This window comes from Stakelama sediminis, from assembly GCF_014199335.1.
GTDB lineage: Bacteria > Pseudomonadota > Alphaproteobacteria > Sphingomonadales > Sphingomonadaceae > Sphingomonas > Sphingomonas sediminis.
This window is the reverse complement of the sequence record NZ_JACIJI010000003.1, coordinates 290,656-312,009: the sequence shown is the minus strand read 5'-3', so window position 1 is coordinate 312,009 and position 21,354 is coordinate 290,656. Positions and strand designations below refer to the sequence as shown.

The 21,354-nt window shown below is 63.5% G+C and carries 22 protein-coding genes and 1 tRNA gene; 19 read left to right on the top strand and 4 right to left on the bottom strand.

Annotation, left to right across the window (positions count from 1 at the left end; translation table 11 throughout):
• Window positions 1-19: 19 nt before the first annotated feature.
• The gene (locus FHR23_RS10995; protein WP_184003837.1) at window positions 20-1,261 is read right to left on the bottom strand and encodes a competence protein CoiA family protein; all 1,242 of its coding nucleotides are present in this window, start codon (window positions 1,259-1,261) and stop codon (window positions 20-22) included.
• Between the two features lie 44 nt (window positions 1,262-1,305).
• Here FHR23_RS10995 and FHR23_RS10990 point away from each other — a divergent pair, with 44 nt between their 5' ends.
• From FHR23_RS10990 to FHR23_RS10935, 12 genes are all read left to right on the top strand, one after another.
• Window positions 1,306-1,485, top strand: coding sequence for a transposase (locus tag FHR23_RS10990; RefSeq protein ID WP_246359834.1), 180 nt, complete (start codon window positions 1,306-1,308; stop codon window positions 1,483-1,485).
• Between the two features lie 244 nt (window positions 1,486-1,729).
• The gene (gene trbB, locus FHR23_RS10985; protein ID WP_184003835.1) at window positions 1,730-2,710 is read left to right on the top strand and encodes a P-type conjugative transfer ATPase TrbB; all 981 of its coding nucleotides are present in this window, start codon (window positions 1,730-1,732) and stop codon (window positions 2,708-2,710) included.
• A gap of 8 nt (window positions 2,711-2,718) precedes the next feature.
• Window positions 2,719-3,039, top strand: a complete 321-nt coding sequence (locus FHR23_RS10980; protein ID WP_221227504.1) for a TrbC/VirB2 family type IV secretion system protein — start codon at window positions 2,719-2,721, stop codon at window positions 3,037-3,039.
• Window positions 3,039-3,314: a VirB3 family type IV secretion system protein gene (locus tag FHR23_RS10975; protein WP_184003915.1), complete on the top strand. Its 276-nt coding sequence runs from the start codon at window positions 3,039-3,041 to the stop codon at window positions 3,312-3,314. The genes FHR23_RS10980 and FHR23_RS10975 overlap by 1 nt, the downstream gene beginning before the upstream one ends.
• 3 nt (window positions 3,315-3,317) lie before the next feature.
• Complete coding sequence (trbE, locus tag FHR23_RS10970) at window positions 3,318-5,780, top strand: conjugal transfer protein TrbE (protein ID WP_184003831.1); 2,463 nt, start codon at window positions 3,318-3,320, stop codon at window positions 5,778-5,780.
• Window positions 5,777-6,523, top strand: a complete 747-nt coding sequence (gene trbJ / locus FHR23_RS10965; protein WP_184003829.1) for a P-type conjugative transfer protein TrbJ — start codon at window positions 5,777-5,779, stop codon at window positions 6,521-6,523. The genes trbE and trbJ overlap by 4 nt, the downstream gene beginning before the upstream one ends.
• Before the next feature lie 6 nt (window positions 6,524-6,529).
• Window positions 6,530-6,877: a putative entry exclusion protein TrbK-alt gene (trbK-alt, locus tag FHR23_RS10960; protein ID WP_184003827.1), complete on the top strand. Its 348-nt coding sequence runs from the start codon at window positions 6,530-6,532 to the stop codon at window positions 6,875-6,877.
• Between the two features lies 1 nt (window position 6,878).
• Window positions 6,879-8,192, top strand: coding sequence for a P-type conjugative transfer protein TrbL (gene trbL, locus FHR23_RS10955; protein ID WP_184003825.1), 1,314 nt, complete (start codon window positions 6,879-6,881; stop codon window positions 8,190-8,192).
• 6 nt (window positions 8,193-8,198) lie between these two features.
• On the top strand, window positions 8,199-8,879 hold the full coding sequence (gene trbF / locus FHR23_RS10950; protein ID WP_184003823.1) for a conjugal transfer protein TrbF: 681 nt from the start codon (window positions 8,199-8,201) through the stop codon (window positions 8,877-8,879).
• The gene (gene trbG, locus FHR23_RS10945; RefSeq protein ID WP_221227484.1) at window positions 8,879-9,871 is read left to right on the top strand and encodes a P-type conjugative transfer protein TrbG; all 993 of its coding nucleotides are present in this window, start codon (window positions 8,879-8,881) and stop codon (window positions 9,869-9,871) included. The genes trbF and trbG overlap by 1 nt, the downstream gene beginning before the upstream one ends.
• On the top strand, window positions 9,868-11,043 hold the full coding sequence (locus tag FHR23_RS10940) for a TraB/TrbI/VirB10 family type IV secretion system protein (RefSeq protein ID WP_246359833.1): 1,176 nt from the start codon (window positions 9,868-9,870) through the stop codon (window positions 11,041-11,043). Before trbG ends, FHR23_RS10940 begins: the two co-directional genes overlap by 4 nt.
• A complete protein-coding gene (locus tag FHR23_RS10935) occupies window positions 11,040-11,279 on the top strand; it encodes a DUF2274 domain-containing protein (RefSeq protein ID WP_184003821.1) in 240 nt (79 codons plus the stop codon). Before FHR23_RS10940 ends, FHR23_RS10935 begins: the two co-directional genes overlap by 4 nt.
• On the opposite strand, the gene FHR23_RS10930 is transcribed toward FHR23_RS10935, so the two are convergent.
• Both FHR23_RS10930 and FHR23_RS10925 read right to left on the bottom strand, forming a co-directional pair.
• Window positions 11,255-12,163: a LysR family transcriptional regulator gene (locus tag FHR23_RS10930; protein ID WP_184003819.1), complete on the bottom strand. Its 909-nt coding sequence runs from the start codon at window positions 12,161-12,163 to the stop codon at window positions 11,255-11,257. The two genes, FHR23_RS10935 and FHR23_RS10930, sit on opposite strands and share 25 nt — an antisense overlap.
• A gap of 233 nt (window positions 12,164-12,396) precedes the next feature.
• Window positions 12,397-12,471: transfer RNA gene (locus tag FHR23_RS10925), tRNA-Gly, on the bottom strand.
• Window positions 12,472-12,647: 176 nt separating this feature from the next.
• Between FHR23_RS10925 and FHR23_RS10920 the strand changes: the two genes are divergently transcribed.
• A complete protein-coding gene (locus tag FHR23_RS10920) occupies window positions 12,648-13,559 on the top strand; it encodes a tetratricopeptide repeat protein (protein WP_184003817.1) in 912 nt (303 codons plus the stop codon).
• Window positions 13,556-14,170 (top strand): LON peptidase substrate-binding domain-containing protein, encoded by a 615-nt coding sequence (locus FHR23_RS10915; RefSeq protein WP_184003815.1) that lies wholly within the window; start codon window positions 13,556-13,558, stop codon window positions 14,168-14,170. Before FHR23_RS10920 ends, FHR23_RS10915 begins: the two co-directional genes overlap by 4 nt.
• Window positions 14,171-14,185: 15 nt before the next feature.
• Here the strand turns inward: FHR23_RS10915 and FHR23_RS10910 are convergent, their stop codons facing one another.
• Complete coding sequence (locus FHR23_RS10910; protein WP_184003813.1) at window positions 14,186-15,403, bottom strand: UbiH/UbiF/VisC/COQ6 family ubiquinone biosynthesis hydroxylase; 1,218 nt, start codon at window positions 15,401-15,403, stop codon at window positions 14,186-14,188.
• Between the two features lie 137 nt (window positions 15,404-15,540).
• On the opposite strand from FHR23_RS10910, the gene FHR23_RS10905 reads away from it, so the two are divergent.
• The 5 genes from FHR23_RS10905 to FHR23_RS10885 all read left to right on the top strand — a co-directional run bounded on the left by FHR23_RS10905 (window position 15,541) and on the right by FHR23_RS10885 (window position 21,320).
• Window positions 15,541-17,862, top strand: coding sequence for a DNA translocase FtsK 4TM domain-containing protein (locus FHR23_RS10905; RefSeq protein ID WP_184003811.1), 2,322 nt, complete (start codon window positions 15,541-15,543; stop codon window positions 17,860-17,862).
• A gap of 88 nt (window positions 17,863-17,950) precedes the next feature.
• Window positions 17,951-18,562, top strand: a complete 612-nt coding sequence (locus FHR23_RS10900) for a LolA family protein (RefSeq protein WP_184003908.1) — start codon at window positions 17,951-17,953, stop codon at window positions 18,560-18,562.
• Window positions 18,563-18,769: 207 nt separating this feature from the next.
• Window positions 18,770-19,567, top strand: coding sequence for an exodeoxyribonuclease III (locus FHR23_RS10895; protein ID WP_184003809.1), 798 nt, complete (start codon window positions 18,770-18,772; stop codon window positions 19,565-19,567).
• Complete coding sequence (gene ribA, locus FHR23_RS10890) at window positions 19,564-20,640, top strand: GTP cyclohydrolase II (RefSeq protein ID WP_184003807.1); 1,077 nt, start codon at window positions 19,564-19,566, stop codon at window positions 20,638-20,640. The genes FHR23_RS10895 and ribA overlap by 4 nt, the downstream gene beginning before the upstream one ends.
• Window positions 20,637-21,320 (top strand): GNAT family N-acetyltransferase, encoded by a 684-nt coding sequence (locus FHR23_RS10885; protein WP_184003805.1) that lies wholly within the window; start codon window positions 20,637-20,639, stop codon window positions 21,318-21,320. The genes ribA and FHR23_RS10885 overlap by 4 nt, the downstream gene beginning before the upstream one ends.
• The last annotated feature ends 34 nt before the right edge of the window (window positions 21,321-21,354 follow it).

Genomic DNA, 21,354 nt, shown 5'->3' with positions numbered 1-21,354 from the left:
CCGAAGCCGAAGAACAATATTATGCTGCCGCGGACAACATCGATATGGCAGCGTGACTCACATCCAACGGCCTCCGGCAAACCCGGCGCGGTTCACCCTCCCGCGTCGGCGTGAGGTAGCCTTCCGCAACGAGCCAATCGAAGAATGTTTCGATCGCTTCTTGGGGCACCTGCGCGCGCGGCCAGGTATCCCGGAGTCGTGCGCGAACTGGCGGCGGGATCGCTTGCCGGAATGCCGGAATGAGACAGTTGTCAATGGTCCTCAGCGCATCTCTGACGGTGATTTCATCGAAGCCGTGATACTCAAGTGCATTGGGATAGGTGAGATATTTCAGGACCAGCTCAGCCTGCCAAACCCGTTGGTCGACGCTGAAGCCAAGAGCCTGCGCATCAGACCACGCAATCCCGTCGAACTCATGCAGGATCCCTGCGACGAAGTCGGGCAGCTCTTGGTCAAATTCCCGCTGATTGCGAATGGCTTGTGTGAGCGTGCGCACTGATCGTTCCAGTTGCTCTTTTGCGCAGCGTTCTTTTTCTTGCTCGGCCAGTTTCAGCCGTTTGGCGCGCGCTTCAGCTTCCTTTGCCTTTCTGGCCTCGGCAGCCTCAATCCGCCTGCGCAGGCGCTCGTCAAAATTGGCCTGTTTGGCATTGCTCAGCCACTCCCTTGGCGCATCTGTCAGGAGTGCTTCTTCGACCGCTTGGCGGTCGGATGATGTTCGAAAGCGGCGAAGGTCGATCTCTATTGCAGACAGATTGTCCCTGCGGAGGGTTTCAAGTTTTGCTTCCTCGCTGGCATGTGTAACGCGCACCTCGACAATCAGTTGCGCTCCAGTGGCGGTCTCGAGGATCACGTCGGGCACGATTGTGCCAAGCCGCTTCTCGAGCCGAGCGTGTGCAAACTTATGGATTTTTGCAGGACTTACCTCGTGCGTATTCCCATTGTGTTCGGCAATGACCGCCGGAATTACCAATCGCTTTTCTCGCTCGAGCACGTCTTTGGCCCAAATATGCGCGTTGGTTTCAGCGACGTGCTTGCAGCTCACTCCTGAATTGTAATGCGCGAAATGATGCGCCTGTTTCTTGCCCTTCTTCGCAATCAGAACATGATCGCATGCAGGGCACTGGCATTTGCAGGCAAGGCCGCGCTCAACCCTGGAGATGTGTATCGTTTTGCCGCCTTCGCCGACACCGTAGATCAATTCGTCACTGAATCCCGAGAATGGGCTATGATCCTTAAATCCTAATGGGCTCGTCTTGGGCATAAAATTGAGCGGCCTCCATCAGCATAGTAACGCACTAAGAAGCTATGGTCGCCGACAAAGGCTACGACAGCAAAGCCTTGCGCTCATGGCTGATCGAACGCGGCAAAACCCCTATCATCTCGTCAAAGTCCAACCGCAAGGTTCAGATCGATCACGACCGGCAAGCCATCCGCCACGCCGACATTATCGCCCGCTTCGATGATCTCGATGACGGAAATGATTGAACGCTCGACTAGATGAAAGAGTGGCAATTCTTGGGTGGCAGAAGCTAAGTATCGAATGCCGAAGATGAGGGCGCAAACCGGACAATTCGAATCAGTCTGACAATTCGCGAGTCCGTCGTTCCTTTCTGCTTTTTCGCTATGATACGCTCATCACAAATCCTTATTGCCTGACGACAATCTGATGCCTTCTTAATCCGCCTCGCAAGCGCAGCCGATGGTCGGTTGCCGCAATCCGGGGCAGCCCATGAGTGTTATTCCGATCCGATCCGAAGCATCGTCGCGCGGCGCGCGCATGTTGCGCACGGCTTTGGGCGTAGAGATTGCTCGCTGGCTCGAAGAACCCGCAGTGATCGAAGTCATGCTCAATCCCGACGGTCGCCTGTGGGTCGACCGTCTGGGTGAAGGCCTTGCCGCAACCGACTGCCTTATGGGCGCCGCCGATGGCGAGCGCATCATTCGGCTGGTCGCGCACCATGTCGGTGCCGAGGTTCATGGCGGGGCGCCGCGCGTTTCGGCGGAGCTGCCCGAAGGCGGTGAACGTTTCGAAGGGCTGCTTCCGCCTGTGGTTGCCGCACCCAGCTTTGCCATTCGCAAGCCCGCCGTCGCGGTGTTCACGCTGGCTGACTATGTGGCGGCGGGCATCATGACCGACTGGCAGGCCAATCTGCTGGCCGATGCCGTCGTGTCGCGGAAGAACATTCTGGTCGCAGGCGGCACTTCGACCGGCAAGACAACGCTCACCAACGCATTGCTGGCAGAGGTCGCCTCCAGCTCTGACCGCGTCGTTCTGATTGAGGACACGCGCGAACTGCAATGCGCCGCGCCCAATCTGGTGTCGCTGCGGACCAAGGATGGCGTGGCCACCTTGTCCGATCTGGTCCGCTCAGCCTTGCGGCTGCGACCGGACCGCATCCCTATCGGCGAGGTGCGCGGCGCAGAAGCGCTCGATCTGCTCAAGGCCTGGGGCACCGGCCATCCGGGCGGGATCGGCACGATCCATGCCGGGACAGCGCTCGGCACGCTGCGGCGGCTCGAACAGCTGATCCAGGAAAGCGTAGTCACTGTGCCGCGCGCGCTGATCGCCGAGACCATCGACGTGATCGCCGTGCTCGTGCGCGACGGCACCGGACGGCGGCTGTCCGAACTGGCCGAGGTCCGCGGGCTCGATGCTTCCGGCGAATATGTCCTCGCGCCACTTTCCACCACTCAAGGAGATCCTTCGTGACCCAAATTCTGTCGCGGGCGCGTTCGCGCTTGTCAGCTCTCATTCTTGGCGGCTTTGTCGCACTGGTAGTTGCCACACCTGCCCATGCTGCTGGCTCATCCATGCCCTGGGAAGCACCGCTGCAGGCGATCCTTGAATCGATCCAGGGCCCAGTCGCCAAGATCGTCGCGGTGATCATCATCATCGCTACCGGGCTGGCGCTGGCTTTTGGGGACACATCGGGCGGGTTCCGGCGGCTGATCCAGATCGTCTTCGGACTGTCGATCGCATTTGCCGCGTCATCCTTTTTCCTCTCCTTCTTTTCCTTCGGCGGCGGGGCGCTGGTATGATGGAGAGTGGGGCATCCAGCCTGCCAAATGGTTTCGTGGTCCCAGTTCACCGCGCGCTGACCGAGCATATCTTGCTGGGCGGCGCACCGCGCGGGCTCGCCATCGCCAACGCGACGCTCGCGGGAGCCATCGGGCTTGGCTTGCAGCTCTGGATCGCCGGGCTCGTTTGCTTTGCGTTGGGCCACATGGTGGCGGTCTGGGCAGCGCGGCGCGATCCGCAATTCGTGGACGTGGCCCGGCGGCATCTGCGCTTTCCTGCCCATTGCGGGGTGTGAGGGATGCTCTCGCTTCGCGAATATCGAAACAAGGCCGACCGGCTAGCGGACTTTATTCCTTGGGCAGCGCTCGTTGCGCCCGGAGTGGTGCTCAACAAGGATGGCAGTTTCCAGCGCAGCGCGCGCTTTCGCGGGCCCGACCTCGACAGCGCAACGCCGTCCGAACTGATCGCCACTACCGCGCGGCTCAACAGCGCATTGCGGCGACTGGGGTCAGGCTGGGCGATCTTCGTCGAAGCGGTGCGCCGACCTGCGCTTGACTATCCGGTTTGTGACTTTCCCGATCCGGCATCGGCACTGGTCGAACGCGAACGCGCCGCACAGTTCGCCGATGAAGGCGCGCATTTCGAGAGCCGGTATTTTCTCACCTTCCTGTGGATGCCGCCCGCTGAGGACGCCGCGCGGGCCGAAAGCTGGCTTTATGAGGGCAAAGCCGAGAAAGGCGTCAATCCGCGAGAATTATGTGACGGCTTCGTCGACCGGACCGACCGGCTGCTGCGCCTGTTCGAAGGCTTCTTTCCGGCGGCCCAATGGCTCGATGACCGCGAAACGCTGACCTATCTCCACAGCTGCATTTCAACGCGGGCCCAATCCGTCCGCGTTCCTGAAACCCCGATGCATCTCGATGCGCTCCTTGCCGATGAACCGCTCACCGGAGGGCTTGAGCCGTGTCTTGGCACGGCGCATCTGCGCACGCTCAGCGTGATCGGCTTTCCAAGCGCGACCTTTCCCGGCCTGCTCGATGAATTGAACGCCCAAGGGTTCGCCTATCGCTGGTCGACCCGCGCAATCATGCTCGACAAAAGCGATGCGACAAGGCTGCTTTCCAAGATCCGCCGCCAATGGTTCGCCAAGCGCAAATCGGTCGCCGCGATCCTCAAGGAGGTGATGACCAACGAGGCTTCGGTGCTGGTCGACAGCGACGCGGCCAACAAGGCCGAGGACGCCGATATAGCCTTGCAGGAACTGGGCGCAGACCATGTCGGTCTGGCGCTGGTCACAGCCACCGTCACCGTCTGGGACGAGGATGCCGCGCTCGCTGCTGAAAAGCTGCGTCTGGTCGAGAAGGTCATTCAGGGCCGCGATTTCACCTGTGTGACCGAAGGCATGAACGCGATCGAGGCTTGGCTCGGATCGCTGCCGGGCCATGTCTATGCCAATGTCCGCCAGCCTCCCATCTCCACGCTGAACCTTGCCCACATGATGCCGCTCTCGGCGGTCTGGGCCGGGCCGGAGCGCAATGCGCATCTCGATGCGCCGCCGCTGTTCTATGCGAAGACCGAAGGCTCGACCCCGTTCCGCTTTTCGCTGCATGTCGGCGATGTCGGGCACAGTCTGGTGGTCGGCCCCACCGGGGCGGGCAAATCAGTGCTGCTCGCCATGATGGCAATGCAATTCCGCCGCTATGCTGGCTCGCAAATCTTCGCCTTCGATTTTGGCGGCTCGATCCGAGCGCCGGCGCTTGCCTGCGGCGGTGACTGGCAGGACTTGGGATCAAGCCTTTCAGACGACGGCGACGAGGCCGTGATGCTGCAACCGCTCGCGCGGATCGACGAACCGGCGCAGCGCAACTGGGCCTCCGAATGGCTGCAGGCGATCCTTGCTTGCGAAGGTGTAACCATCGATCCGGTTACCAAGGACCATCTCTGGTCGGCGCTGACCTCGCTATCGACCGCGCCAATTGCCGAACGCACGCTCACGGGCCTCGCCGTCCTGCTCCAATCGCAGGGCTTGAAGCAGGCGCTCGCGCCCTATTGCATCGGCGGCCCGTTCGGGCGCCTGCTCGATGCCGAAAGCGAGCGGCTTGGCGAAGCGAATTTTCAGGCATTCGAAACGGAAGGGCTGACCGGATCGGCAGCGGCCCCCGCAGTCCTCTCCTATCTCTTCCATCGCATCGAAGGGCGGCTTGACGGCTCGCCCACGATGATCATCATCGATGAAGGCTGGCTGGTGCTCGATAGCCCGGCCTTTGCCGCGCAATTGCGCGAATGGCTCAAGACCCTGCGCAAGAAGAACGCGAGCGTCGTGTTCGCCACGCAGAGCCTTGCCGATATCGAGACATCGGCGATTGCGCCCGCGATCATCGAAAGCTGCCCGACCCGTATCTTCCTGCCCAACGAGCGCGCGGTCGAACCGCAAATCCTCGCCATCTATCGCCGCTTTGGCCTCAATGATCGCCAGATCGAAATCCTCAGCCGGGCAACCCCCAAGCGCGATTATTACTGTCAGTCAGCGCGCGGCAACCGCCTGTTCGAATTGGGCCTGGGAGAGGTCGCGCTCGCCTTCACTGCCGCCTCTTCGAAGAGCGACCAGCTCGCCATAGCGCGGATCATCGAGAATTCTGGCCGCGCAGGTTTTGCCGCGGCCTGGCTCAGACATCGCGGCCTCGACTGGGCCGCCGACTTGCTCGGTGCCCCCGAACAAACCTCCCTTACCCCCAGCCCCCAACAAGGAGACCTCCCATGATCCCCCGTAAATACGTCCGCAGCCTTCTGTCCGGTGTCGCGCTTGCCTGTGCCGGAACCGGCGCTCTATTATCCGCGCCTGCCCACGCGCAGTTCGGCGGCATTGTTTATGATCCCACGAACTATGCCCAGAACGTGCTCACCGCTGCACGCACGCTCGAGCAGATCAACAATCAGATCCGCATGCTGCAAAACCAGGCCAACTCGCTCGTCAACGAGGCGCGCAATTTGCAGAGCTTGCCGCTGACCGTCCTGCAGCCCTTGCAGGACCAGATCCGGCAGACGCAGCAATTGCTGCAGCAAGCCCAGCGCATCGCCTATGATGTGCGTGCAATCGAAACCACCTTCGATGCGCAATACAAGAATATCCCGCTCAATGCCTCGCAGCAGGCGATGGTCAATAGCGCCGAGGCGCGCTGGCAGAACAGCGTCGCTGGTTTCGAGGATGCACTGAAGGTCCAGGCGGGCGCGGTCGCCAATATCGAAGGCTCGCGCACAGCAGTGAATGAGCTAATCAGCGCCAGCCAGTCGGCCAGCGGTGCCTTGCAGGCCGCACAGGCGGGCAACCAATTGCTGGCCGTGCAGGCAGGCCAACTCGCCGATCTCACTGCCACGCTCGCAGCGATGAGCCGGGCGCAGGCGCTTGATGCTGCCGAAAGCGCGGCGGCCAAAGCTCAGGCGCGCGAACAATTGCGGCGCTTCCTCGCCAATCGGCCGCGCTACCTGCCCAGCGGGCAAAAGTGATCCGCCATGGATAGCAAGCTCCTTGCGCGCGTCGGTGCCGCCGTCTTCGTCGGCCTCGCTGTCGCCATGACGCTCGTGCAGATGCGCGAGGAGCCTGCCACGCGTGCGGGCCCCGTGCCAATCGCATGGGTGCCCGACGGCGACCCACTGCCCTTACAGATCAAGGCCTGTGCCGAGATGGGCGAGTTGGCGCTGTCCTCGCCCGATTGCCGCGCGGCCTGGGCCGAAAAGCGCCGCCGCTTCCTGGGCGTGGATCATCCCGAGGCCTATTCCGGGCTCGCTGATCCTGCGCTTTCGGACGCGCCCGACCTTGTTGTGCCAACCCCGGTTGGCGAACAGCGAGGGGAGGACTGACATGGGCGGCACCGGCGTCGTCGATCGCTTCCTTGCGATCTTCTCCCAATATATCGACAGCGGCTTCGGCCTGCTCTCTGGCGAGGTCGCCTTCATCGCGACCACGCTGATCGTGATCGATGTGACGCTGGCTGCCCTGTTCTGGAGCTGGGGCGAGAATGACGACATCATCGCCCGGCTCGTCAAGAAGACGCTGTTTGTCGGCATCTTTGCCTATATCATCGGCAATTGGAGCGCGCTCGCCAATATCATCTTCAACAGCTTTGCCGGGCTGGGCCTGAAGGCCAGCGGTTCGGGGCTGGGTGCCGCCGACCTGCTGCAACCTGGCCGGGTTGCGCAGGTCGGGATCGATGCCGCCTGGCCGCTGATCGAATCCATCGCCGATCTGATGGGCTATGTCGGCTTCTTCGAGAATTTCCTGCAGATCATCATTCTGCTGCTCGCCTGGGCGGTGGTGATCATCGCCTTCTTCATCCTCTCGATCCAGCTCTTCGTGACGCTGATCGAGTTCAAGCTGACCACGCTGGCTGGCTTTGTGCTCATTCCCTTCGGCCTGTTCGGCAAGACCGCCTTCCTGGCTGAGCGCGTGCTCGGCAATGTTGTGTCTTCGGGCATCAAGGTGCTGGTGCTCGCGGTGATCATCGGCATCGGCTCGACGCTCTTTGCTGAATTCACCAGCGCGATCCCCGGCGAGCCGACCATCGAGGATGCGCTTGCCATCGTGCTTGCAAGCCTCACGCTTCTCGGTCTGGGCATTTTTGGCCCCGGCATCGCCAACGGCATTGTCGCTGGCGGACCGCAATTGGGCGCTGGCGCTGCAGCAGGCACGGCCCTGCTGGCGGGCGGTGCCGCCGTGGGCGGTATCGCCGGAGCCAAGCTGGCTGGCGGAGCGGTGGCGAGCGCCGCCTCGTCGGTCGCGCAAGGCACATCGCGCGCCGCGGGCGGAGCAACCATGGCCTACGCCACAGGCTCTGCCGGCAAGAGCGGCGGTGCAGCGGTTGCAGGCGGCATGGCCGGTGTCGGCCGCGCCGCAGGAGGTGCCGCCATGTCGCCGCTGCGCAAGGCAGCGGACAGCGCCAAAAGCAATTTCCGCGAAGGCGCGCGGGCGTCGGTCGGCAATATGGGCGGTCGTATCGTGCCTGCACCCGGCAGCACGCCGTCCGGTTCACAGCCCCAAAGCGGCCCGCCCGCCTGGGCCAAATCCATGAAGCAGCGCCAGAGCCTCGGCCACTCGGCCTCGCTCGCCGCGCACACGGTGCGCTCCGGTGACGGCCACGGCGCAGGCTCCTCGATCGACACCAAAGAGAAGGACTGACCTCTCATGCTCAAACGCCCCTCGATCCGATACGGCAAGACACCGCAACCCGAGACGCCCTATCAGCGCGCGGCACAGGTCTGGGACGAGCGCATTGGCTCGGCCCGCGTCCAGGCAAGGAGCTGGCGCTATGCCTTCTTCGGCGCGCTCGGCCTGTCGGCGGCGCTGACGGGCGGTCTCATCTGGCAGAATGCGCGCGGCACCATCGTCCCTTGGGTGGTTGAGGTCGACAAGCTTGGCGAAGCGCGCAGCGTCGCGCCTGCCAATGCCGAGTTCGCGCCGACAGATCCGCAGATCGCCTTCCACCTCGCCCGCTTCATCGAGAATGTCCGCGCCATTCCCGACGATGCCATCGTCGTGCGGGAAAACTGGCTGAGGGCCTATGACTTCGCGAGCGACAAGGGCGCGCTGGCGCTCAATGAATATGCGCGCGCCAATGATCCTTTTTCCGTGATTGGACGCGAGCAGGTGGCCGTCGATGTCACCAGCGTGATCCGGGCCTCGCCAAGGAGTTTCCGGGTCGCCTGGGTCGAGCGCCGCTACCGCGACGGGGCACTCGCTGAAACGAGCCGCTGGACCGCGATCCTCGGCATCACCGTGCAGCCGCCCAACAATCCCGATGCGCTCACCAAGAACCCGCTTGGCATCTTCATCACATCCATCAACTGGTCAAAGGAGCTCGGCTGATGTCCCGCTCTCATATTGTCTTCCGCAAAGTTTTCGTCAGCCTGCTTGCCGCGCCCTCGCTGGCGCTGGCCGTTCCGGCCTCGGCGACCCCGGCCCCTTCGGCTGTGGCCATGCAGTCAGCCTTGGCAGCGCTGATGAAAATGCGCCCGCTCACGGCGATCCAGACCTCCGATGATATCCACCTCCTTTCGCGGCAGGCCTCCCCCACTGCCGCGCGCCGCTCCCGCCCGCCTGACCCCGAGACGCAAGTGGGAGCGGCAAATGATGCTGCCCGTATCCGGCCCGAGGATGCAGGTTTCCAGAATGCGATCCAGCGCTATGCCTATAGCGAAGGCGCATTGTTTCAGATCTATGCCAAGCCAGGGCAAGTGACCGATATCGTGCTGCAGGAAGGCGAGAGGCTGGTGGGCCCGGGCCCGGTGGCTGCGGGCGATACGGTACGCTGGATGATCGGCGATACGCTCAGCGGCGCGGGCGCAACGCAGCGGGTGCATATCCTCGTCAAGCCGACCCGGCCTGACATTACCACCAATCTCGTCATCAACACCGACCGGCGCACCTATCACGTCGAACTGCGCGCCAACCCCCGCGTTTACATGGCCTCGGTCAGCTGGTCCTATCCCGAAGACGAGTTGATCGCATTGCGCCGGGCACAAGCCGAAGCCCTGCGCGCGGCGCCGATTGCGGACGGGTTCACGCTCGAAAACCTCAATTTTGATTACCGGATATCGGGCGACAAACCCGATTGGCGGCCGCTGCGCGTGTTCGATGATGGGCAGCGCACGCTCGTGGAATTTCCGCCCGATATTGCCCAAGGCGAAATGCCGCCCTTCTTTGTAATTGGTGAGGAGGGCGAGGCCGAACTGGTCAATTACCGGGTCGACGGGCGCTACCTGATCGTCGACCGGCTGTTCCAAAAGGCTGAGCTTCGTCTCGGCGCAGGGCGCAGGCAAGTGCGCGTGAAGATCACCAATCGGTCGCGGAGCGAATGATGGAAAGCGCTTCCGATCCCGAACGGCCCGTCGATGCCGAGTCCATCACCAGCCTGCGCGGCGACGCCCCGCGTGTGGTGCGCCTGTCGCGCAAGGCGATCGGCATCGCCAGCGCCGTCGGACTATCGCTGGTGGGCGGAGCTTTGCTCTATGCGCTGCAGCCTGCCTCGCAAGGGGGCGAAGAGGAGCTGTTCAACACCGATGGCGTTGCGGTGGCCGATGGTCTGACCTCGGCTCCCAGCGATTACTCGCAGGTGCCACAGCTCGGGCCGCCGCTGCCCGGCGATCTGGGCAAACCGATCCTCGATGCGCAGGAGCGCGGCGCAGTCGCGGAATTGCCGCCCATCGGTGCGCAACCTCCGCCGCCTCCGCCGCAAGGCATCAGCCCAGAGGAAGCGGCGCGTCAGCGGATCGAACAGGAACGCGAAGCGGCTAGCGGTAGCCGCCTGTTCTTTGGCGGCGGAACGCCCGCTCCCAGTCTGGCGCAGGCGCTCCCGCCCTCCGATCCATTGCCTGCATCAGCTCAGCCTTCGGTTTCTGCAGGACAGCCTGCTTTTCTTGATCGTCCCGCCGAGCGCCGCACCGTTTCATTGCAGCGGCTCGATGCCGCACCATCGGGGGCGCTGTTGCAGGCCGGTTCAGTCATTCCCGCTGCGCTCATCACCGGTGTCCGCTCCGACCAGCCCGGGCTTGTAACCGCGCAAGTGACTCAAAACGTCTATGACAGCCTGACCGGACGCCGCTTGCTGATCCCGCAAGGTGCACGGCTGATCGGCGAGTACGAATCGGATGTCGGCTTTGGCCAGCGGCGCGTGCTGCTGGCGTGGAACCGGCTTATCCTCCCCGATGGGCGTTCGATCGTACTGGAGCGCCAGCCCGCGGCCGATCCTTCCGGCTTTGCCGGTCTCGAAGACGGGGTCGATTACCATTGGGGCGGGGTGCTCAAAGCCGCGTTGGTCTCGACCTTACTCGGCGTCGGTAGCGAACTTGGTTCCGGCAGTGACAGTGATTTGGCGCGGGCGCTGCGGCGCGGCAGTCAGGACAGCGTCAACCGCGCAGGCGAACAGATCGTCTCGCGCGAGCTCAACATCCGCCCGACGCTGACCATTCGTCCGGGCTTTCCTGTGCGGGTGCTGGTCACCCGTGATATCGTGCTTGAGGGTGGATCGTGACGCGGCTCAAGCTTTCCGACATCACCGACGAGAAGCCCGTCAAGCTGACCATCGAGATCCCGGCGCGATTGCACTGCGATCTGGTTGCCTATGGCACCGTCCTGAATGGCGCAGAGGAAAACGGTGCACCAACACCCGAGCAGTTGGTCGCCCCGATGCTGGAGCGGTTTATGGCGACCGATCGCGAGTTCGCGAAAGCGCGGCGGAACATTCAGCCAGCCCCGGCTAGCGGATAGCGTTCATCGAGCAGCTTGAAGAAGCGGGCGAGTGCGGGATTGTCGTTATCCTCGCGCCACCAGGCAGCAAAGTCGAGATGTGCTGCACCGTTTGGGTCGGTAATCTCACGGAACACGACATCCGGCCGGGCAGCGCCGGTCGCGCTTTCGGGAACCACAGTGATGAACTTCCCGAACGGAACCATCGCGGCGATGGTTTCGGCACTCGTCTCCTGGGTGATGATATTGGCCTTGAAGCCATTGCCACCCAGTCGCTGGCGGATCACTTCGGCAATCCTTGGCCCGCTTCGTTCCCGCGGCATCACGAAGACCGACTTGCGCAAATCGGTCCAGAACAGGCTCTCACTCTTGGCCAGGCGATCTTCCTTGGGCAAGACGACCATCAGCCGTTCGGACCACAGCCAGCGCTTGGTAACTCCGGGTTCCTCGATCTGGCTGGCATGGATGGCGATGTCGACGATGCGGGTTTGCAGCCCTGATATCATGCGTTCGGGACTGGCTTCGAGCGCATCGAGTTGCACATCGGGAAAGCGTTCGAGCACATCGCCAAGCAAAAGGCGCAGATTGCCGGTGCTGAGCGAGCCGGAAAAGCCGACCATCAGGCGACCGACCTCCCCGTATCTCACGGCCTTCGCTGTCGTCAGCAGATTGTCGGCATCGGTGACGATCCGCCGCGCGACTTCCAGGAAGGCCTTGCCGGCATCTGTCGGGACAACGCCTCGAGTAGAGCGCTCAAACAGAGTGATCCCGAGGCGATGCTCCAGCGCCGATACCTTCTTGCTTAATGTGGATTGCTTCACATTGAGCTGCTTGGCCGCGCGCAGGAAGCTGGCCGTATCTGCTGCAGTAACAGCGAAGCGAAGCTGGCGAAGGTCGATCGTCAAAGACTTCGCTCCACCTTGCCCTTAGTCATTGTTGTGGCCCCATAATTTGAACGAATGCTCCGTTGCCGGTGCTGCACACGTCATGCCAATTACCGGGGCTGAGTCAATTCACCGCACACCCGGCACAAGCCGTCGCGCTTACATTTTGCTTACAACAACAAGCGCAATGAGCCGTGTAAGCGCCCTTCATTGGCGCCTACAGGCTATATACACTTGAATATATGAAGAAATAATGGAGCGGGCGAGGCGATTCGAACGCCCGACCCCAACCTTGGCAAGGTTGTGCTCTACCCCTGAGCTACGCCCGCTCTGGCGCTGGCCCGCAGCGTGTGCGGGCAGGTAAGGCGGCGGCGTCTAGCACCGGTTTCCGGGTTCGGCAAGCCCTGTTCGCACATTACCGAAAAGACTTTGACTTGCGCGGCTCAGTCCCCACATTGGACCGCAACCGAAACGCAAATCCGCAACCGATCAAGGAGTTCGACCTTTGGCAACGCTCGGCATGTCGCCCGCTGAAAAGGAAGCCGTGGAGGCATTTCGCCGCGACGTGGTCGAACCGTCGCGTACCAAACTCGTCATCCTCGATTTCTGGGCCGAATGGTGCGGGCCGTGCAAGCAGCTCAGCCCCGTGCTGGAAAAGGTCGCGGCCGACTATGCCGACAAGGGTGTGGTGCTGGCCAAGATCGATGTCGACAAGAATAATTTCATCGCTTCGCAATTTCAGGTGAAGTCGATTCCCACGGTCTATGCGATGTTTCAGGGGCAGCTTGTCGCCGATCTGGGGCAGGCGCGCACCGAATCGCAGCTCAAAAAGCTGCTCGACCAGATTCTCGGCCAGTTGCCGATCGACAGTGAGGCGAAGGACAAGGAAGCCGAAATCGCGCCGCTGATCGCGATGGGTGAAGAAGTGCTCGAATCGGGTGATGCCGAACGCGCGCTGTCGATCTTCGATCAGGTCGCGGCGATGGCGCCCGACGATGTGAGCGTACAGGCCGGGCGTATCCGCGCGCTGATCGCGCTCGACCGGCAGGACGAGGCGCAGGCGCTGCTCGATACGCTGGACGAGGAGCAGCGCAAGGCACCCGCGATCGAACAGGCCAGTTCTGCGCTGGCCTTGGCGCAGAACGGCATGCCGGTCGAGGATATGGGGCCGCTCGAATCGGCGGTGGCTGCCAATCCCGACGACCATCAGGCGCGGTTCGATCTCGCAGTGGCGCAGATGGGGGCGAAGCAGCGCGATGCCGCCGCCGACAATCTGTTGCACATCATTGCGGCCGACAAGGACTGGAATGACGGCGCCGCGCGGCAGCAATTGCTGACCATGTTCGAAGCGGTCGGTCTGGAAGACCCGTGGGTATCCGCGCAACGCCGCCGGCTGTCGCAGACGCTGTTCGGATGACGACCACGCGGCTTTCGGTCTTTCCGCTGGGGGGAGCATTGCTTTTCCCGCGCATGTACTTGCCGCTCCACATCTTTGAACCGCGCTATCGGGCGATGGTGTCGGACGCACTGGCGCGCGACCGGCGGATCGGCATGGTGCAGCCGCGCGAGGCAGACGGCGAAAATCCGGCGCTGTTCGCGATGGGCTGTGTCGGCCATATTGTTGAGGTCGAGGCGCATGATGACGGCCGCTACGACATCGTGCTCGAAGGAGTGTCGCGGTTCCGCATCCTGCGCGAACTCGACGTCCCGACCGCTTTTCGCCAGGTCGAGGCGGAACTGGTCCCGTCGCTTGAGGACGAAACGCTGGCGCTGGCCGCGCGCTCGGCACTTGAACTCGAATCGCGCCGCTTCGCCGATGCGCAGGGCTATGCCGTGGACTGGGAAGCGGTGTCGCGGCTCGACGATGAATCACTGGTCAACGGCATTGCGCAGATCGCGCCGTTCGATGTCGCGTCGAAACAGGCGCTGCTGGAGGTCGACGCACTCGACGAACGCGCCGAACTCATCATCCAGCTGATGCAGTTTTACGGCCGTTACGGCGATGACGAGATCGGCACGTTTCAATAACGCGTAGGCGCCGCGTCAGGCGGTCATGCCCTGTAACAGCTTCGGCACCGCGCCGCTTTCGCCGCGCGCTTCGGCCATGAACATGTCCTTCAGCGGCGGGATGCGATCGACCGCGTTCAGGCCGAACCGGCGCACCGCATGGGCGGTACGGCCCGGCATTCCGAACAGCCGCGTCAGTCCGTCGGTCGCCAGCGACACCATCATCGTGTCGAGGCTGCGCCAGCGTTCATAGCGTTTGAGCAGTTGCGCATCGCCCGGTTCCAGCCCCAGCCGCTTGCCGTCGACCAGCACCTCGACCAGCGCCGCCACATCGCGAAAGCCGACATTGACCCCCTGACCGGCAATCGGGTGGATGCCGTGCGCGGCGTCGCCCACCAGCGCCAGCCGGTCGGCGGTGATATGGGCGGCATGGTGAAAACCCAGCGGATAGGTCGAACGCGGCCCCAGCCGCGACAATTCGCCCAGAAAGCCGCCGGTTTTCTTCATCGCCTCGGCCAGTACCCCGCGTTCGGACAGTTTCAGCATCCCCGGCGCCTGATCGCGGCGCACCGTCCACACGACCGCTGAACGGTGCCCTTGCGCATCGTCGTTGAGCGGCAGCAGTGCGAACGGCCCTTCGGGATAGAAAATCTCGAACGCGGTGTTTTCGTGGGAATATTCGTGGTGAAAGGCGGTGACGATCGCCGCATGGTCGTATTGCCAGCGCGCCACGCGCAGCAGGGCGGCGTCGCGCGTCGGCGAATTGCGCCCTTCCGCTCCCACCAGCAAAGATGCGCGCACCGTCGATCCGTCGGACAGTTCGGCGGTCACGCCATGCGCGTCGCGCGTCACCGACAGCGCGCGCGTCTGCATCCGCAAATCGACGCGCGGGGCCGCCTTCGCCGATTCGTACAGCGCGCGGCGCAACACGCGGTTTTCGTACATGACGCCCAGCGCGTCCTCGTCCTCGCCGACGGTGAAATCCAGCTTGCCGGGTTTCAGGCCGTCGCTGACCCGGATGCTTTCGATGGGGCAGCCCTGTGTCCCCAGCCGCTCGCCGACGCCGATGGCGTGCAACATCCGATGCGGCGCGCTGGCGACCGCGGAGGCGCGGCCGTCATGCGCGGCGGCGAGGATGACCTCCGGGTCCGCCAGATCGACGATGATCGAGGAAATGCCATGCGCGTCGAGCGCGGTGCCGAGCGCGCTGCCGACCAGCCCGCCGCCGAGGATGAGGATATCCGCCTGTGCCATGGGCCTGCTTCTAAGCGCTGTTTGCGCCCTGCGCCAGCCCAACCGCGTCGGGATGCAATCCCCGCGCTTGACGGCGGACTCCGCAGGCGCGATGATTTACCATATTGCGATTTCGCGAAAATCCGGGGGTTTTGGACGTGGCGACAAAGGCGCAGCCCGCGCTGTGGCGCGATACGATGAAGGCAGGTGCATTGCGCAGCGGCGCGATGCTGGGCGCGCTGGTGCTGCTGGCGGCGACGATCCTGCTGGTGACGGCGCTGGCCAGCTATCATCCCAGCGACCCGTCGCTGAACACGGCCGCCGCCGGGCCTGCGCGCAACTGGCTGGGCACGCCCGGCGCCTATATCGCCGATCTGCTCTATATGATTGCCGGGTGGACGGTGTGGCTGCTCGTGCCGCTGGTGCTGCTCTGGGCGGTGCGGCTGTGGCGCGACAGTCCGGTCGGCCGGTGGAAGGCGATGCTGCGCAACGTGCTGATCGGGATGCTGCTGATCGGCATTGCGATCGAACTGATCTGGGACGGGTCGGTATCGACGCTGTCCGGCGGCTATGGCGGGATTATCGGCATGGGGATCGCCGCCGCATTGCGCTGGGCGACGCACTTTATCGGCAATGTGCAGGGAATCTGGTGGACTGAGCGCGGGCTGGCCGCTTCCTTTGCGCTGGTCGGCATCTTCCTGTGGGCGCGCGGCATGACCATCCGCCGGTTGCCGCTGGGCGCGGTGCGCCTTCCCGGCCTGCCGCGCATTGGCGGCCCGTCCGATCTGGAAGAGGAGGACGAGGACGATGTCTTCATCGCGCCCGAACCGCCGATGGCGGAAGTCCCGCCCGAACCGGCTCCGCGCAAGGTTGCGGTTCCCCAGAATCGCCCCGACCCGGTGATCGCGGATCGCACCGTCGCGCCTTCTGCGGCGAAGCAGAAAAAGACGCAGGGCTCGCTCGACCTGCGCGACAATTATTCCCTGCCGCCGCTCGACCTGCTCAAGCCTGCTCCCGCCGACAGCCGCAGTCCGGTCGACAAGGCGGCGTTGCAGCGTAATGCCCGGCTGCTCGAATCGGTGCTTGACGATTTCAAGGTGAAGGGCTCGATCGTCGAGGTTCGCCCCGGCCCCGTCGTCACCATGTACGAACTGGAACCCGAAAGCGGGGTAAAGGCCAGCCGCGTGGTCTCGCTCGCCGACGATATCGCGCGCAACATGTCGGCGATCTCCGCGCGTGTCGCCACCATTCCGGGGCGCAGCGTCATCGGTATCGAACTGCCCAATGCCCGGCGCGAAATGGTCAATCTGCACGAACTGATCGGATCGCAGACGTTCGAGGATCAGTCGGCGCAGCTGCCGCTGGTGCTCGGCAAGAATATCGCGGGCGATGCGGTGATTGCCGATCTGGCGCCGATGCCGCACCTGCTGGTCGCGGGTACCACCGGGTCGGGCAAGTCGGTCGGCCTCAACTGCATGATCCTGTCGCTGCTCTATCGGCTGACGCCCGATCAGTGCCGCCTGATCATGATTGATCCGAAGATGCTGGAACTCAGCATGTACAAGGATATTCCCCACCTGCTCGCCGATGTCGTCACCGATCCGCCGAAGGCGGTGCGCGCGCTCAAATGGGCGGTCGAGCAGATGGAGGAGCGTTATCGCATGATGGCCTCGCTCAACGTGCGCAGCCTCGGCAGCTTCAATGACAAGGTGCGTCAGGCCAAGGCCAAGGGGCAGAAGCTGGGCCGCAAGGTGCAGACCGGCTGGGAAGACGGCAAACCGATCTATGAGGAGGAGGAGCTCGACCTCATCCCGCTGCCGCAGATCGTCATCGTCGTCGACGAACTCGCCGACCTGATGATGACGGCGGGCAAGGAGGTGGAAATCCTCATCCAGCGGCTCGCGCAAAAGGCGCGTGCGGCGGGCATTCACCTGATCATGGCGACGCAGCGCCCCTCGGTCGACGTCATTACCGGCGTCATCAAGGCGAACCTGCCGACGCGGATCAGCTTCCACGTCACGTCCAAGATCGATTCGCGCACCATTTTGGGCGAACAGGGCGCCGAGCAGCTTCTGGGCAAGGGCGACATGCTCTACATGCCCGGCGGCAAGCAGCTTGCCCGCGTCCACGGCCCCTTCGTCACCGATGAAGAGGTGGAGGCGGTGGCCGATTTCTGGCGCGCGCAGGGACAGCCCGACTATATCTCCGCCGTTACGGAGGAGCCGGAGGAAGGGTCGTTCGCGCTCGACGGCGCATCGGCGGACGAAAGCCCCGAAGAACGCCAATATTCCCAGGCCCGCCAGCTCGTCGCGCAAAGCCAGAAGGCGTCGACCTCCTGGCTGCAACGCCAGATGCGCATCGGCTACAACTCCGCCGCGCGCCTGATCGAGCGGATGGAGGGTGAAGGGCTGGTGTCGAAACCCGATCATGTCGGGCGCCGCGAAGTGCTTATGGACGAAGAAGGCCGCCCGACAGGCTGAACGTCATGCAACCGGATAATTCAGCGCGCGTTCAATGCGCTTGCTGCATTTCCCAATCATGTTCTGGAGAGTTACTGCCTTGAAGCTCATGCCCCTTGCCGCACTTCCCGCGCTGCTGGCCGTGCCTGCAATCGCCGCGCCCGCACCTGCGCCGTCCGAAAGCCTTGCCGATGTTCAGCATCATCTGGCGGCGGTAAAGTCGATGACCGCCGATTTCAGCCAGACTGATCGCGACGGAAAGACGCTGACCGGCACGCTGACACTGGAAAAGCCCGGCAAGGTGCGCTTCCAGTATGAAAAGGGCGTGCCGCTGCTGATCGTCGGCGACGGCAAGGCGATCTATTTCATCGACTATTCGGTCGATCAGGTGTCGCGCTGGCCGATCGGCAATTCGCCGCTCGCCATCCTGCTCAACCCCGACAAGGACGCCTCGCGCTATGCGAAGGTGGTGCCGACCGCCGATCCGCGCGTCGTCAGTGTTGAGGCCTATGATCCGAAACATCCGGAATACGGTAGAATCACCCTGATCTTCACCAAGGATGCGTCGGCGCCCGGCGGCCTGATGCTGCAGGGCTGGGTGGCGCTCGATACCCAGAACAACCGCACCACCATCCGGCTGTCGAATCAGCGCTATAATGTGCACGTTTCCGACAGAATGTTCCGCTGGAACGACCCGCGGAAAAAAACTCGTCCCAACTGACAGGTTCATTCATCTTAGTGACAGCTTTGGAGGCGTAGTAGGGCTCCAGCGGAGATGGGGCGTCCAAGATTTTCCCCCTGTTGCTTGGCAAGTCCTCATCTCCTGCCTGCGTGACGAACGCCAGGTCGGCCCTCGTTCCAAGCCCCCGGAACGAGGGCCTAACCATATCTGGCGCAGACGGCTTCGGCCCGCTACATCGCCGGGCATATGACTCAGACGCTCAAAATCGTATCGTGGAACATCAATTCGGTGCGCTTTCGCATCGATATCGTCGAACGCTTCCTGCGGGAGGCCGCACCCGACATTCTGTGCCTGCAGGAAACCAAGGTGATTGACGGGGACTTTCCGCTCCAGCCGTTCCGTGACCTTGGATATGATCATATCGTCCTCAACGGTCAGCGGATGCATCACGGGGTCGCGATTCTCAGCCGCGTGCCGCTCGCTGAGGACAAGCGCCTCGACTGGCAGGCGAATGGCGAGGCGCGCCATGTCGGCGTGCGGCTGGAAAACGGGCTGCGGCTCGAAAATGTCTATGTGCCGGCGGGCGGCGATATTCCCGACCGCGATGAAAATCCCAAATTCGGGCAGAAGCTCGATTTTCTGGCGCGCATGACCGACTGGTCGGCGGGGCTGGGCGATACGCCGACGCTCCTGGTCGGCGATTTCAATATCGCGCCGCTGGAAAGCGATGTGTGGAGCCATAAACAGCTTCTGAAAGTCGTCAGCCATACGCCGATCGAGGTGGATACGCTGAACCGGCTTCAGGCCGCGCATGACTGGGTCGATCTCGGCCGCCATTTCGTTCCCGCGCCCGAACGGCTCTACACCTGGTGGAGCTATCGCGCGAAGGACTGGGCGGCATCGGATCGCGGACGCAGGCTCGACCATATGTGGGCCAGCGCTTCGGTCGCGCAAAAGGCGGTCGGGCATCGGGTATTTGAAGACTGCCGCAGCTGGCTCAAACCCTCCGACCATATCCCGATCATGACCGAGTTCGCCTTTTGAACGACCCGCGCCCTTCCGATCCGCGTGCGGCGGCGCGCGCCGTCGATGCACTGCACCGGGGCTGGCCGGTGACGCTGCACGACGATGGCGCGACGCTGACGCTGTTCGCGGTGGAGACGGGCGATGCGGCGGCACTGGCGACGCTCGACCCGGCGGGCACCGCGCCGCTGCTGATTTCGGCGGGGCGCGCGGCGACGCTGCGGCTCGCCAATCAGCGCGCGGCTGCGACTCCCGACGGTCCGGTGCTGATCGAGCGGACCGACTGGCTCGACTTTCCTGCGGCCACCGCGATTGCCGATCCGCAATTCGACCTGCGCACCCCGCTCAAGGGGCCGTTCCGTGCGGTTGAGGGGGCGCACCCGGCACTGATGGCGCAGGCGCTGCGGCTGGCGCGGATTGCGGGTGTGCTGCCCGCTTTCTTCCTGCTGCCCGCGCCGGCGGAGGACGGGGCCATCCTCACGCCCGCCGATATCGACGCGCATGAAGATGCTGACCGCCTGACCATTGCGGTGCGCGCGCGCCTGCCCGTGGACGGTGCGGAGGATGCCGAGATCGTCGCCTTTCGCAGCCCCGAAGCCAGCGAGCATGTCGCGCTGCTGATCGGGGAGCCGAACGGCAATCCGCCGCTGGTGCGTCTGCACAGCGAATGCCTGACCGGTGATGTGCTGGGCAGCCTGAAATGCGATTGCGGGCCGCAACTGCGTGCCGCCATCGCCGAAATCAAAAAAGCGGGCTGGGGCGTGCTGCTCTATCTGCGGCAGGAGGGGCGCGCGATCGGCCTGATCAACAAGCTGCGTGCCTATGCGTTGCAGGATCAGGGCTATGACACGGTCGATGCCAATACCCGGCTGGGCTTTGCGGTCGATGCGCGCGATTTCCGAATCGCCGCGCGGATGCTGACCCTGCTCGGCCAGAAGCGGATCCGCCTGCTGACCAACAACCCGGCCAAGGTTGCGGTGCTGCGCGACAACGGCATCGACGTGATCGAGCGCGTTGCGCACAAGCTACCGCCCAATCCGCATAACGAACGCTATCTGGCGACCAAGCGCGACCGCACCGGCCACCAGCTATGACCGCCCATCCGCTGGACCGTCCGGTCTGGAATGCCTTCACGACGCGCCAGAGCGCCTTTGCCGTCGGCGGGCCGCACGCGCTGCGCATCGACCCGGAAATGGGATTGTTCGCCGCAATGGCAGATACGAGCGAAGAGGGGCGGGCTGCGCTTGCCGCGCTGATGCCGGAAGAGGGCGTGCTGGGTCTGGTCGAACCGGCACCGCCGGTCCTGCCCGCCGGGGTTGCCATCGTGAAACAGGCGCGGTGCGTGCAGATGGTGGCCGAATGCCTGAATGTGCCCGTACCGGATATGGACTATCAGACGCTGGGCGATTCCGATACGGCGGAAATGCTGGCACTCGCCACCCGTACTGAGCCGGGGCCTTTTGCCATAAAGACCCACCGACTCGGCAATTTTATCGGTATCCGGCATGACGGTGCGCTGATCGCCATGGCGGGAGAGCGGATGCGGCCGCCCGGATTCACCGAAGTCAGCGGTGTGTGCACCCATCCAGATTTTCGCGGGCGCGGTTATGCAAAGGGTCTGATGGCGCTGGTCGCGCAGGGCATTCTCGATCGGGGCGAAGTGCCGTTCCTCCATGCCTATGCCGATCATGCCGCCACCATAGCGCTGTATGAACGGCTCGGCTTTCGGGTGCGGGCAACGCTGGTTTACACGCTGATCGCACGACAGGTTTAGGTCTGTTTGGAAATTCGCATTTCCATGTACGGCT